The organism is Streptomyces sp. OfavH-34-F (assembly GCF_022347745.1).
Lineage (GTDB): Bacteria > Actinomycetota > Actinomycetes > Streptomycetales > Streptomycetaceae > Streptomyces.
In genome coordinates this window covers 1-12,900 of sequence record NZ_JAKRGC010000172.1, presented here as the reverse complement: position 1 = coordinate 12,900, position 12,900 = coordinate 1, and the positions used below count along the sequence as shown (strand labels likewise).

15 protein-coding genes are annotated in these 12,900 nt (G+C 73.7%); 12 read left to right on the top strand and 3 right to left on the bottom strand.

What is annotated here, in order from left to right:
- The 6 genes from MHW47_RS22560 to MHW47_RS22535 form a co-directional block, all read left to right on the top strand.
- A partial coding sequence (locus MHW47_RS22560; RefSeq protein WP_239225613.1) for a pseudouridine synthase occupies window positions 1–900 on the top strand: 900 nt, incomplete at its 5' end.
- 123 nt (window positions 901–1,023) lie between these two features.
- Window positions 1,024–1,677 carry a nicotinamide riboside transporter PnuC gene (gene pnuC, locus MHW47_RS22555; protein ID WP_239225612.1) on the top strand — a complete coding sequence of 218 codons (654 nt, stop codon included), beginning with the start codon at window positions 1,024–1,026 and terminating at the stop codon, window positions 1,675–1,677.
- Window positions 1,674–2,753 carry an AAA family ATPase gene (locus MHW47_RS22550; RefSeq protein WP_239225611.1) on the top strand — a complete coding sequence of 360 codons (1,080 nt, stop codon included), beginning with the start codon at window positions 1,674–1,676 and terminating at the stop codon, window positions 2,751–2,753. Before pnuC ends, MHW47_RS22550 begins: the two co-directional genes overlap by 4 nt.
- Window positions 2,750–3,484, top strand: a complete 735-nt coding sequence (locus MHW47_RS22545; RefSeq protein WP_239225610.1) for an NUDIX domain-containing protein — start codon at window positions 2,750–2,752, stop codon at window positions 3,482–3,484. Before MHW47_RS22550 ends, MHW47_RS22545 begins: the two co-directional genes overlap by 4 nt.
- A complete protein-coding gene (locus MHW47_RS22540; RefSeq protein ID WP_239225609.1) occupies window positions 3,481–4,497 on the top strand; it encodes an ADP-ribosylglycohydrolase family protein in 1,017 nt (338 codons plus the stop codon). Before MHW47_RS22545 ends, MHW47_RS22540 begins: the two co-directional genes overlap by 4 nt.
- Before the next feature lie 3 nt (window positions 4,498–4,500).
- Entirely contained in the window at window positions 4,501–5,283 is a 783-nt protein-coding gene (locus MHW47_RS22535) for a DNA polymerase beta superfamily protein (RefSeq protein ID WP_239225608.1), read from the top strand.
- Here MHW47_RS22535 and MHW47_RS22530 read toward each other — a convergent pair.
- The gene (locus tag MHW47_RS22530; RefSeq protein ID WP_239225607.1) at window positions 5,272–5,973 is read right to left on the bottom strand and encodes a DNA polymerase beta superfamily protein; all 702 of its coding nucleotides are present in this window, start codon (window positions 5,971–5,973) and stop codon (window positions 5,272–5,274) included. The genes MHW47_RS22535 and MHW47_RS22530 overlap by 12 nt on opposite strands.
- A 128-nt stretch (window positions 5,974–6,101) precedes the next feature.
- Here MHW47_RS22530 and aroH point away from each other — a divergent pair, with 128 nt between their 5' ends.
- The 5 genes from aroH to der all read left to right on the top strand — a co-directional run bounded on the left by aroH (window position 6,102) and on the right by der (window position 10,687).
- The gene (gene aroH, locus MHW47_RS22525) at window positions 6,102–6,464 is read left to right on the top strand and encodes a chorismate mutase (RefSeq protein WP_239225606.1); all 363 of its coding nucleotides are present in this window, start codon (window positions 6,102–6,104) and stop codon (window positions 6,462–6,464) included.
- The gene (locus MHW47_RS22520) at window positions 6,461–7,546 is read left to right on the top strand and encodes a prephenate dehydrogenase (RefSeq protein ID WP_239225605.1); all 1,086 of its coding nucleotides are present in this window, start codon (window positions 6,461–6,463) and stop codon (window positions 7,544–7,546) included. Before aroH ends, MHW47_RS22520 begins: the two co-directional genes overlap by 4 nt.
- 186 nt (window positions 7,547–7,732) lie before the next feature.
- Entirely contained in the window at window positions 7,733–8,449 is a 717-nt protein-coding gene (gene cmk, locus MHW47_RS22515; protein ID WP_239225604.1) for a (d)CMP kinase, read from the top strand.
- Entirely contained in the window at window positions 8,446–9,153 is a 708-nt protein-coding gene (locus MHW47_RS22510; protein ID WP_239225603.1) for a 1-acyl-sn-glycerol-3-phosphate acyltransferase, read from the top strand. The genes cmk and MHW47_RS22510 overlap by 4 nt, the downstream gene beginning before the upstream one ends.
- Before the next feature lie 64 nt (window positions 9,154–9,217).
- Window positions 9,218–10,687 carry a ribosome biogenesis GTPase Der gene (der, locus tag MHW47_RS22505; RefSeq protein WP_111333366.1) on the top strand — a complete coding sequence of 490 codons (1,470 nt, stop codon included), beginning with the start codon at window positions 9,218–9,220 and terminating at the stop codon, window positions 10,685–10,687.
- A gap of 78 nt (window positions 10,688–10,765) precedes the next feature.
- On the opposite strand, the gene MHW47_RS22500 is transcribed toward der, so the two are convergent.
- Both MHW47_RS22500 and MHW47_RS22495 read right to left on the bottom strand, forming a co-directional pair.
- Complete coding sequence (locus tag MHW47_RS22500) at window positions 10,766–11,023, bottom strand: hypothetical protein (RefSeq protein WP_239225602.1); 258 nt, start codon at window positions 11,021–11,023, stop codon at window positions 10,766–10,768.
- 152 nt (window positions 11,024–11,175) lie between these two features.
- The gene (locus tag MHW47_RS22495) at window positions 11,176–11,958 is read right to left on the bottom strand and encodes a hypothetical protein (RefSeq protein ID WP_239225601.1); all 783 of its coding nucleotides are present in this window, start codon (window positions 11,956–11,958) and stop codon (window positions 11,176–11,178) included.
- 577 nt (window positions 11,959–12,535) lie between these two features.
- Here MHW47_RS22495 and MHW47_RS22490 point away from each other — a divergent pair.
- Window positions 12,536–12,751, top strand: a complete 216-nt coding sequence (locus tag MHW47_RS22490) for an I78 family peptidase inhibitor (RefSeq protein WP_239225600.1) — start codon at window positions 12,536–12,538, stop codon at window positions 12,749–12,751.
- Window positions 12,752–12,900 lie beyond the last annotated feature (149 nt).

The window sequence follows — 12,900 nt, the reverse complement described above, 5'->3', positions numbered from 1 at the left end:
GGCGGCCCCAAGACCCCGCAGGGCGGCAGGGGCGGCGCGAAGGGCGGCCCCCGGCGCGGCCCGTACGGCGCCCCGGCGCGCCCGCGCGAGCTGGACGCGAAGATCGAGCAGCGCAACCGCGACCGGTACGCGAACAAGCCCGAGATCAAGACCCCCAAGACGCACCCGGGCGCCGAGCAGGAGGGCGAGCGGCTGCAGAAGGTGCTCGCCCGGGCCGGCATGGGCTCGCGCCGCGCCTGCGAGGAGCTGATCGACCAGGGCAGGGTCGAGGTGAACGGCGAGATCGTCATCGAGCAGGGCATGCGCGTCGACGTGCACAAGGACGAGATCAAGGTGGACGGGCTGACCGTCGCCACCCAGTCCTACCTGTTCTTCGCGCTGAACAAGCCGGCCGGTGTCGTCGCCTCGATGGAGGACCCGGACGGGCGCCAGTGCCTCGGCGACTACGTCACCAACCGCGAGACGCGCCTCTTCCACGTCGGCCGGCTGGACACCGAGACCGAGGGCATCATCATGCTCACCAACCACGGCGAGCTGGCCCACCGTCTCACCCACCCCAAGTACGGCGTGAAGAAGACGTACCTGGCGGCCATCCAGGGCCCGCTCCCGCGCGACCTGGGCAAGCGGCTCAAGGACGGCATCCAGCTGGAGGACGGCTACGCGCGCGCCGACCACTTCCGGGTCGTGGAGAACACCGGCAAGAACTACCTGGTCGAGGTCACGCTGCACGAGGGCCGCAAGCACATCGTGCGCCGGATGCTGGCCGAGGCGGGCTTCCCGGTGGAGCGGCTGGTGCGCACGGGCTTCGGCCCGATCGCGCTGGGCGACCAGAAGTCGGGCTGGCTGCGCCGGCTCACCAACACCGAGGTGGGCATGCTGATGCGCGAGGTCGGTCTCTGACCCGTCCCACCCGAAGGCCCGCGGCCGGTTCCGCCCCCGGAATTCTCCGGAAGGAACCGGCCGCGGGCCTTTCGCATGCCCCGCCGACCCTTTATAGTCACAGTGACCATTAAGGAGGCGGGCGTGAGTCTCGCGGACATACTCGAACCCCTGCAGCAGCCGTTGGTGACGGTCCTGGACACCCCGGTGAGCTGGACCGAGGTGCTGGGCTTCGGCAGCGGCGCGCTGTGCGTCTGGCTCGTGGCCCGCCAGCACCTCGCCAACTGGCCGATCGGCATCGCCAACAACCTCTTCTTCATCCTGCTGTTCAGCCAGTCCGGCCTGTACGCCGACGCCGGACTCCAGATCGTCTTCATCGCCCTCGCCGCGTACGGCTGGTGGACCTGGACCCACGGGGGTGGACCAGGGACCGACGGGCTGCCGGTGCGGCGCACCACACGCGCCGAGTGGACCGGGCTGCTCGCGGCGGGGGCGGTGGGGACCGCGGCGCTGACGGTCCTGCTCGACCGGGCCACCGACTCGACCGTGCCGTTCTGGGACGCCCTGACCACCGCGCTCTCGCTCGCGGCGACCTACGGGCAGTGCCGCAAGCTCGTCGAGTCCTGGTGGCTGTGGATCGCCGCCGACGTGGTCTACATCCCGCTCTACGCGTACAAGGAGCTGTACCTGACCTCGCTGCTGTACATCGGCTTCCTGACGCTGTGCCTGGCCGGGCTGCGCAACTGGAGCCGGGACCTGGCCGCGACCGACCCGCGCACCGCGAAGGCCCTGGCATGAAGCGCTACCCGCACGGACTCGTGCTCGGCAAGTTCTACCCGCCGCACGCCGGCCACCACCACCTCGTCCGCACCGCCGCCGCCCGCTGCGAACGGCTCACCGTCCTCGTCTGTGCCGCGTCCGTGGAGTCCGTCCCGCTCGCCGACCGCGTCGCCTGGATGCGGGAGGCGCACCCGGACGTGACGGTGACCGGCACCATGGACGACATCCGCATGGACCTCCACGACCCGGCGATCTGGGACGCCCACATGGCGGTCTTCACCGCCGCCGTCCCGGACCGGGTGGACGCCGTCTTCACCTCGGAGCCGTACGGGGACGAGCTGGCCCGCCGCTTCGGCGCCGCGTCCGTCTGCGTCGACCCCGGGCGCACCGCCCACCCGGTCTCCGGCACCGCCGTCCGCGCGGACCCGGTCGCCACCTGGGACTTCCTCGAAGCACCGGTCCGGGCGGCGCTCGCCCGCCGCGTCGTCGTCCTCGGCGCGGAGTCCACCGGCACCACCACGCTGGCCCGCGCGCTCGCCGCCCACTACCGCCGGCGCGGCGGCGTCTGGGCGCACACCGGGTACGTCGCCGAGTACGGGCGCGAGTTCAGCGAACGGAAGCTGGCCGAACTGCGCGAGAAGTGGCCCCGCGCCCAGTGGGAGGACGTCACCCTGTCCACCCACGACTTCCCGCACATCGCCGAGACCCAGAACGCCCGCGAGGAGGAGGCCGCCCGCACCGGCTCCCCGGTGCTGTTCTGCGACACGGACTCCTTCGCCACCACCGTGTGGCACGAGCGGTACGTCGGCGGCCGCAACCCCCTCGTCGAGCGGATCGCCGACCGGGCCCGCCACCACCTGTGGCTGCTCACCGACCACGAGGGCGTCGCCTTCGAGGACGACGGACTGCGTGACGGCGAGGAACTGCGCCCCTGGATGACCGACCGGTTCCGGGCCGAACTCACCCGCACCGGCCGCCCGTTCATCGAGGTGACCGGCAGCCACGAGACCCGGCTCGCCCGCGCGGTCGAGGCCGTGGACGCGCTGCTCGCCGAGGGCTGGCACTTCACCGCACCCCTCCCGGAGCACCGATGAGCGCCACCGCCCCCGAGGGCTACGACCCGCACGCCTTCGAGCCGTTCGCGGTCACCGTCGATCTCGCGGTGTTCACCGTCCGCGCGTCCCGGCTGCACGTCCTGCTCGTCGAACGGGGCGCCGAACCGTACCGGGGCCACTGGGCGCTGCCCGGTGGCTTCCTGCTGCCCCGCGAGTCCGCCGCGGCGGCCGCCCGCCGCGAGCTGGCCGAGGAGACCGGGCTCGGCGCCGACACGGTCTGCGGCCTCCACCTGGAACAGCTGCGCACCTACAGCGACCCGGACCGCGATCCCAGGATGCGCGTGGTCTCCGTCGCCCACACCGCGCTCCTGCCCGACCTGCCCGAACCGCGCGGCGGCGGCGACGCGGCGGGCGCCCGCTGGTGGGACGCCGACCGCACCGGCCCGCTCGCCTTCGACCACGACCGCATCCTGGCCGACGCCCGCGAACGCGTCGGCGCCAAGCTCGAATACACCTGCCTGGCCACCGCGTTCTGCCCGCCGCACTTCACCCTCGGCGAGCTCCAGCAGGTCTACGAGACGGTCTGGGGCGTGGAGCTGGACCGCCCCAACTTCCGCCGCAAGGTCCTCGCCACACCGGGCTTCGTCCGGCCCGTGGAAGGGGCCCCGCGCCGCACCGGCGGCCGCGGCAAACCCGCCGCCCTCTACCGGGCGGGCGACGCCACCACCCTGCACCCCCCGCTGCTGCGACCGGAAGGACGCGAGAAGTGACCACCACCCGCACGAAGCAGGCCGCCACCGGCTCCCTCACCGGCCTCGCCCTGGGCGACGCCCTGGGCTTCCCCACCGAGTTCAACGACGTACCGTCGATCCTCGCCAAGTGCGGGCCCTGGCGCGGGATGGAGCTGCCGCAGCGGGCCTTCGTCAGCGACGACACCCAGATGACCCTCGCCATGGGCCGGGGGCTGCGCACCGCCATGGACCGCGGCCCGCTCACCGGGGCGCGGCTGGCCCGCCCGGTGCGCGAGGAGTTCGTCGACTGGTACCACTCGCCCGACAACAACCGCGCCCCCGGCCGCACCTGCCTGGAGGCCTGCCACCTCCTCGACGGCGACCGGCCCTGGCAGGAGGCCAGCCGGACCGGCTCCAAGGGCTGCGGCGCCAACATGCGCGTCGCCCCCGTCGCCCTCGCCCCCGGCCTCGACGCCGAACAGCGCTCCGGGGCCGCCCAGCTCCAGTCCGCGCTCACCCACGGCCACCCGACGGCGCTCGCCGCCTCCGACCTCACCGCCCACGCCGTGTACCTGCTCGCGCAGGGCGCCGAACCCCTCGGCCTGGTCGGCCGCCTGCGCTCCTACGCGTACGAGAACCGCGAGCGCTACCTCGACCGCTGGCTCGGCGACCTGTGGCGCCACGCCCACGACGACTCGCCCGAGGCGTTCATCAGCCGGGGCTGGGACGAGTGCCTGGCCGCTCTGGAGACCGTCCGGGAGGCGCTGCGCAGCCCCTCCCCGGAGACCGACCCGTGCGAGCGGACCGGGGACGGCTGGATCGCCGAGGAGGCGTTCGCCACCGCCCTGCACTGCTTCCTCCTCTTCCCGGACGAGCCCGTCACCGCTCTGCGCCGGGCCGCCTGCACCCGGGGCGACTCGGACTCCATCGCCTGCCTCACCGGCGCCCTGGCCGGCGCCCACCTCGGCGCCGGCGCCTGGCCCACCGCGTGGGTGGACCGCATCGAGTACCGGGCCGACCTGCTGGCCCTCGGAACGCTCTGGGACGCTTGAGCCATGACCCCGTACCCCGCGCGCCTGCGAGAGGCCGGCCTCCCGGTCACCGACCTCGGCCCGGTCCTCGCCGGGGAACGCCACCCGCTGCTGTTCGCCACGGTCTCCGGCGCGCACCTGTACGGATTCCCGTCCCGGGACTCGGACGTCGACATGCGCGGGGTCCATCTGCTGCCCGCCGAGGACCTCGTCGGGCTGCGGGAACCCGAGGAGACCCGCTCGCGGATGTGGGACCGGGACGGCGTCGAGATGGACCTCGTCACGCACGACCTGCGCAAGTTCGTCCGGCTGATGCTGAAGCCCAACGGCTACGTGCTGGAACAGCTGCTCTCCCCGCTGGTCGTGCACACCACCCCGCTCCACGCCGAACTGGTGGCCCTCGCCCCGCAGGTCCTCACCCGCAACCACGCCCACCACTACCGGGGCTTCGCCACCACCCAGTGGCGCCTCTTCGAGCGGACCGGTGAACTCAAGCCGCTCCTGTACACCTTCCGGGCGCTGCTCACCGGCGTCCACCTGATGCGCGACGGCGAGGTGCTGGCCCATCTGCCGACGCTCCTCGCGCGCGTGGACGCGCCCGGCTACCTGCCCGGCCTGATCGCGGCCAAGGCGGAGGCCGAGCACGGGGGAGCCGACGGCGTCGACGCGACGGCGGTGCGCCGGGACGTCGAGGCGCTGCACGGGGTCCTCGACGCGGCGCAGGAGGCGTCCCCGCTCCCGGACCGCCCCGGCGGCTTCGACGCGCTCCACGCGCTCGTGGTGCGCGCCCGGCTCTCAGCCCGCTGACGCCAGCGCCGACGCCCGGCGGACGCGGATCAGGAAGTCCTCCACCCGCGCCCGGTCCGGCTCGGGCGGCAGCGGCGAGGAGGCGATCGCCGCGTCGTTCCCGGCCGCCAGGCGGGTCATGCGGCGTTCCACCTCCGGCCAGGGGACCTCGCCCCGCTTGACCGCCAGCAGCTCCTCGCGGGCCTCGCCCACCCCGATGTCCAGGACCCCGGTGCGCAGCAGGTCCCGGCAGCTCGCCAGCAGGCGCAGCAGATGCATGGCGTGCTTCCAGCGCGGCACGCCGTACCGCCGGACGTCCGCCTCCAGCTTCCGGCGCTGCGCCACCGCGTAGCGGACGAACGAGTCGTGGGCCCGCAGCGAGAGGAAGGCGCCGCGCAGCGCCAGCAGTTCGCGGCCGGTGGCGTCCGCGTGGTCCACCAGCGGCGAGTGCAGGCACTCCAGCACATTGGGGTTGGCGCGCAGAGCCAGCTCGCAGAAGCGCTCCAGCTCCCAGGAGAACTGCTCCTCGGCCGGGCCCTCGACATGCGTGGGCGGCTTCTCGAAGCGCCAGAACATCGGCGTCGGCGCCACGAACACGCCCCGCCGGTCGGTGTCGCTGTCCTCCGTGGCCAGACCGAAGGCGCGCGACCCCATCACACAGGAGTAGACCGTGTGCCGGCGCACCAGTTCCTCGTCGGTCGGAGCGATCATGCCGGGAGCGTACGCCAGAGCCCCGTACCGGCGCGTCTCATAAAAAGGGCGCCCCGGCGCGCGCCCCCGCCGCCCCTCTACGCTGATCACAAGCGCCCGAAGCGGTACGGACAAGCAAGGAGCACGACGTGGCGGTACGAGCGGTCCGCGGAGCCGTCCAGCTGGAACGGGACGAGGCGGGGCACATGGACGAGCAGGTCAGCGCCCTGCTCACCGCCGTCCTGGAACGGAACGAACTCGTCGCGGACGACCTGATCAGCGTCTGGTTCACGGCCACGCCCGACCTGCACAGCGACTTCCCGGCCGCCGCGGCGCGCGGCCTCGGCATCGTCGACGTCCCGTTGATCTGCGCCCAGGAACTGGACATCGAGGGCGCCATGCCCCGGGTCGTGCGCGTCCTCGCCCACGTCGAGACCTATCTGTCCAAGGCCGAGATCAACCACGTCTACCTCGGCGCCACCGCCGCCCTGCGCAAGGACATCGCCCAGTGAGAAGCGCCGTCGTCATCGGTACCGGCCTCGTCGGCACCTCCGCCGCCCTGGCCCTCGCGAGCCGGGGCATCGCCGTCCACCTCGTGGACCACGACCCCGCGTCGGCCAGGACCGCCGCCGCCCTCGGCGCCGGCACGGACGCCCCGCCCGAGGGCCGCGTGGACCTCGCCGTCGTCGCCGTACCGCCCGCCCACACCGCCACCGTGCTCGCCGCCGCCATGCGCGACGGAGTCGCCCGGGGCTACCTCGACGTCGCCAGCGTGAAGGGCGGCCCGCGCCGCGAGCTGGAGGCGCTGGGAGCCGACCTCACCGCCTACATCGGCACCCACCCCATGGCCGGCAAGGAGCGCTCCGGGCCGCTCGCCGCCACCGCCGACCTGTTCGAGGGCCGCCCCTGGGTCCTCACCCCGACCCCGGGCACCGACACCGAGGTCCTCAACCTCGCCCTGGAACTGGTCGCGCTGTGCCGCGCCGTGCCGGTCGTCATGGACGCCGACGCCCACGACCGGGCCGTCGCCCTCGTCTCGCACACCCCGCAGCTGATCTCCTCCATGGTCGCCGCCCGGCTGGAGCACGCCGACGAGACCGCGGTACGCCTGTGCGGGCAGGGCATCAGGGACGTCACCCGCATCGCGGCCTCCGACCCGGGGATGTGGGTGGAGATCCTGGCCGCCAACCCGGGCCCGGTCGCCGACGTCCTGGCCGGGGTCGCCGCCGACCTGACGGAGACCGTCGCGGCGCTGCGGGGCCTCCAGTCCGACGACGACGGCGAGCGGCGCGCCGGCACCGAGGGCATCCGCTCCGTGCTGAGCCGGGGCAACGCCGGACGCGTCCGGGTGCCCGGCAAGCACGGCGCCGCCCCCGCCGCGTACGAGGTCGTGGCCGTCCTCATCAGCGACCGGCCCGGCGAGCTGGCCGGGATCTTCGCCGACGCGGGCAGGTCCGGCATCAACATCGAGGACGTGCGCATCGAGCACGCCACCGGCCAGCAGGCCGGGCTCGTCCAGCTCATGGTCGAACCCAGCGCCGCCCCCGCCCTGGCCACCGCGCTGCGCGACCGGGGCTGGTCGATCCGGCAGTAGCCCCCGCCCTGCCCGCACCCTGCCCGCGCCCCGCCCGCCCTGCCCTGCCCGCTGCCCGGCCTGCCCGTCGCCCGCGCCCCGGTCGCACAGTTGTCCACAGGGGTGGTCGGACCCGTCCCGGCACTCGGTAACCTTGTGCGGGGCGGGTTCACGCGTCCCGTCCAGCCCGCCCCGAGCACCAGGAAGGTGTCCACCACCGTGGAAACCGTAAGCGCCGCCGTCCGGACCGCCCCGGCCGCCGTGGTCGTCGCCATCGACGGCCCCTCCGGCACCGGCAAGTCCAGCACCTCCAAGGCCGTCGCCGCCCAGCTCGGCCTCAGCTACCTGGACACCGGCGCCCAGTACCGCGCCATCACCTGGTGGATGCTGAACAACGGCGTCGACGTGCACGACGCGGCCCAGGTCGCGACCGCCGCGGGCAAGCCGGTGATCGTCTCGGGCACCGACCCCGCCGCCCCCACGATCACCGTCGACGGCGAGGACGCCTCCGGCCCGATCCGCACCCAGGAGGTCACCTCCAAGGTCAGCGCCGTCAGCGCCGTCCCCGAGGTGCGCACCCGGATCACCGAACTGCAGCGCGCCATCGCCGCCGGCGCGGAGAAGGGCATCGTGGTCGAGGGCCGCGACATCGGCACCACCGTGCTGCCCGACGCCGACCTCAAGATCTTCCTCACCGCGTCGCCGGAGGCCCGTGCCGCCCGCCGCAGCGGCGAGGTCAAGGGCTCCGATCTCGCCGCCACCAAGGAGGCGCTGATCAAGCGGGACGCCGCGGACTCCGGCCGCAAGACCTCGCCGCTCGCCAAGGCGGACGACGCCGTCGAGGTGGACACCACCGAGCTGACGCTCCAGCAGGTCATCGAGTGCGTCGTCACCCTCGTCGGGGAGACGCGGGCCGCGAAGTGACCGACGCCACGGGCACGCCCTCGCCGCGCGGCGCGGCGCTCGGGCGCGGCATCGGAATCGGGCTGATGTACGGGCTCTTCAAGCCCCGTGTCCTCGGCGCCTGGCGGGTTCCCGCCGCCGGACCCGTCATACTCGCGGTGAACCACTCGCACAACATCGACGGGCCGATGCTGATGGGCACCGCGCCCCGGCCCGTCCACTTCCTGATCAAGAAGGAGGCGTTCGTCGGTCCCCTGGACCCGTTCCTGCACGGAATCGGCCAGATCGAGGTGGACCGCTCGACCGCCGACCGCACCGCCATCACCCGCGCGCTCGGCGTGCTGGAGAGCGGCGGGGTGCTCGGGATATTCCCCGAGGGCACCAGGGGCGACGGAGACTTCGCCTCGCTGCGCGCCGGACTCGCGTACTTCGCGCTGCGCGGCGGGGCGCCGATCGTGCCCGTGGCCGTCCTGGGAAGCACCGAGCGCCGCGGCAGGTTGATATCGGCACTGCCGCCGCTGCGCAGCCGCGTGGACATCGTCTTCGGAGAGGCCTTCGAAGCCCTGGAAGGGGCGCGAAGCTCCCGCGAGGGTGGTGGCGGGCGACGGGTGGGCGGCAGTGGCAGGCGTACGCGCAAGGCGCTGGACGAGGCCACGCTGCGCATCCAGGACCGGCTGACCGGCCACCTGGAGCACGCCGGGCGCCTCACCGGGCGCACCGGGTAAGACTTGAGTAGTGGACCGCGCGCTGCGTGGTCCATCGATGATGATGCAAAGAGGAACGGACTTCATGAACGACCAGATTCACTCCGGCGGCTCGGACCACGAGCACGGAGAGCTTGGCGATGCCGAGTACGCGGAGTTCATGGAGCTCGCCGCGCAGGAGGGGTTCGACCCGGAGGAGGTCGAGGGCGCCCTGGACGAGGCCGGTCACGGACCGCTGCCCGTCCTCGCCGTCGTCGGCCGCCCCAACGTCGGCAAGTCGACCCTGGTGAACCGGATCATCGGCCGCCGCGAGGCCGTCGTGCAGGACAAGCCGGGCGTCACCCGCGACCGCGTCACCTACGAGGCGGAGTGGGCGGGCCGCCGCTTCAAGGTCGTCGACACCGGCGGCTGGGAGCAGGACGTCCTCGGCCTGGACGCCTCCGTCGCCGCCCAGGCGGAGTACGCGATCGAGACGGCCGACGCGGTCGTCTTCGTGGTGGACTCCACCGTCGGCGCCACCGACACCGACGAGGCCGTCGTCAAGCTGCTGCGCCGGGCCGGCAAGCCCGTGGTGCTCTGCGCCAACAAGGTGGACGGCCAGAGCGGCGAGGCGGACGCCACCGCCCTGTGGTCGCTCGGCCTCGGCGAGCCCCACCCGGTCTCCTCGCTGCACGGCCGCGGCACCGGCGACATGCTGGACGCCGTCCTGGAGGCGCTGCCCGAGGCCCCGCCGCAGTCCTTCGGCACCGCGACCGGCGGCCCGCGCCGCATCGCGCTCATCGGCCGCCCCAACGTCGGCAAGTCCTCGCTGCTCAACAAGGTGGCCAACGAGGAGCGCGTCGTCGTCAACGAGCTGGCCGGCACCACCCGCGACCCGGTGGACGAGCTGATCGAGCTGGGCGGCGTCACCTGGAAGTTCATCGACACGGCCGGCATCCGCCGCCGGGTCCACCTCCAGGAGGGCGCGGACTACTACGCCTCGCTGCGCACCGCCGCCGCCCTGGAGAAGGCCGAGGTCGCGGTCATCCTGATCGACTCCAGCGAGACGATCAGCGTCCAGGACCAGCGCATCGTCACCATGGCCGTGGAGGCGGGCCGCGCCGTCGTGCTCGCCTTCAACAAGTGGGACACGCTGGACGAGGAGCGCCGCTACTACCTGGAGCGCGAGATCGAGACGGAGCTGGCGCAGGTCGCCTGGGCCCCCCGGGTCAACGTCTCCGCCCGCACCGGCCGCCACATGGAGAAGCTGGTCCCGGCGATCGAGACCGCGCTGGAGGGCTGGGAGACCCGCGTCCCGACCGGCCGCCTCAACGCCTTCCTGGGCGAGATCGTCGCCGCCCACCCGCACCCGGTCCGGGGCGGCAAGCAGCCCCGCATCCTGTTCGGCACCCAGGCGGGTACCAAGCCGCCGCGCTTCGTCCTCTTCGCCTCCGGCTTCCTGGAGCACGGCTACCGGCGGTTCGTGGAGCGCCGGCTGCGCGAGGAGTTCGGCTTCGAGGGCACCCCGATCCACATCTCGGTGCGCGTCCGCGAGAAGCGCGGCCGCAAGAAGTAGGCGCCAGGGGCATACGTACGGCGCAGCCCCGGACCGCACGGCGACCGTGCGGTCCGGGGCTGCGCCGTGTCCGTACGGTCAGACGTCCCGCGAGCCGGGCGGCAGCGCCGCGGGCCGGGCGTGCCCGGCGTGCCGTCCCACCCGCTGCCAGCCGCCGAGGCCGCGCAGCGGGGCGCGCGAGCCGGGCAGGCCGGTGGAAAGGGCCTGGAGGCCCAGACTCTCCTCGCCGGTCCTGTCCCCCGGGAGCGCCCGGAACGAGCGGCGGTACTCGGAGTACAGCGCGTCGTAGATCGGGGTGGGGGACGGGCCGCCCGAGGGCTCCATCGAGGGACGCATGGCGGGGATGGGGCCCTGGCGCTGGTGGGAGGGGTCGTATGAGTGCACGTAGGGGCCAACGACCTCGTCGGCCGTCGGATGCGGTCCCGCCGGAGAAACACCCGTCGGGAAGACATCTGTTCGCCGTTGTCGGCGCGGGAGCGCCGGCACGGTCAGGTCCCGGCCAGCGGCATGGCGGCGGCGACCAGGAGCCCGGCGGCCGAGGCCTTCTCCAGCGCCTCGCGCAGCAGGTCCTCGCGGGGCTGCTGGCCGATGGAGCCCGCCGGGGCGGCGTAGACGAGGACGGTCTGCGACTTGTTGACGGCGGTCCGCCAGCCCTCGGTGACCTGGAGCGGCGCGTGCGCCTGCCACCAGGCGACCGGGGAGCCGCCCCCCGTACCCGGCTGGAGCACGGCGTGCAGCTGGCCCATGGCGAGCAGGATCGACCAGCCGTGCAGCACCTCCGGCACCTGCTCCATGCGGTGGACCGGCTGGAAGCCCTGCTCCAGGAGGAGCTGGAGGAACTGGTCGCCGTCCCGGCCGTCCGTGCCCGGGCGGGCGATGGCGCCGGTCGGCTCCACGACCAGGGCCGGGTGCAGTTCGTCGTCGATCAGGACGAGGCCGCTGGTGATGCCGAGCACGGCCTGTTCGGGCACGACCCGCTCCGGTTCGCCCCGGTCGCCGCCGGTGATGCTGCGGACGGCGCCCTGGAGCTGCTCCTCGGCGACCTGGACGACCTGCGAGGGGATGCAGCTGGCGTGCGCGAAGGCGAGCACGGCGGTCTCGTCGCCGACGAAGAGCACGGTGCTGGTGCGCTCCTGCTCGGAGTCGCCGGGGGTGCGGCAGGAGGTGCAGTCGTAGCTGCCGGGGGCGTTGTCGCCGACGAGCAGCCGGTCGGCTTCGGCGTCGCCGATCTCGGCGCGTACGTCCTCGCTGACATCGAGCATGCGCGGCACGGGTGGCTCCTCGAACTCGGTACGTGCGCCGGGCGGTTCCCGGCTCAGTGATGACAACGGGCGAGCCGCTGCCGGGGTCACGCCGCGAGACGTACGGAATCGGGCCGGGGGGCGTGCGGAGCGCGCGGGCGGCGCGGGGCGGCCGGGGCGCGACGGGCCCTGCGGAGGGGGACGGAATGCGGGGGAGCGGGTTGTCCGCTATACGGTCGCCGGCGGGTGTCCCGGCCCCCGGGGAGACGGCTGTGCCGGCCCTTTCGGATAAGGGCGCCATAAGGGAAGGTTAAATACCGGCGAAGGGGGCCTTTGCGCCACGCTTTCCGGTCCGGAATTCCGTGGCACCGGAAGGCGGAAATCCGCTCCGTTTCCCGCCCCGGCCCCGCCGGTCGGATGATCGTTTACGAGGCTGTGCGATTACTGTGCGTCCAGTTGTGAATCGCTCGTTCGAGTGAAGGAGCCCGAGGGGAACACGTGTCGTGATCCTGTGACACAAGCGTGACCGGTGAGGGACGTGAAGGTGCCGTGCGACCGCGCGCGGCCCCGGCTACCGCCCCCGCTCCCGGCCGCCTACGGTGAAGGTATGGCACCCGTACCGACCCCTCCCGCCCAGCCCGACGACGCCACCGGCGCGTACGTGGGCCTCCCCGCCGAGACCGCCGAGCAGCGGGCCCGCGAGCACGGCTGGTCCACCGTCCGCTCCCTCGCGCCGGGCACGTTCGTCACCATGGAGTTCCAGGCGGGCCGGATCAACTTCGAGGTCGACGGCGGCGTCGTCCGGCGCTGCTGGACCGGCTGACCCGCCCGCGCCCCCCGATACGCGAAGGGCCCCGGCCGTGTGTGGCCGGGGCCCTTCGGGGCGTACGGGAGGGGCGTCAGCCGCCGGCGACCGGGCGGGCCGGAGCCGTACCGCCGCGCGGGGCGCGGTCCGCGTGCGGCGGGCGGCGG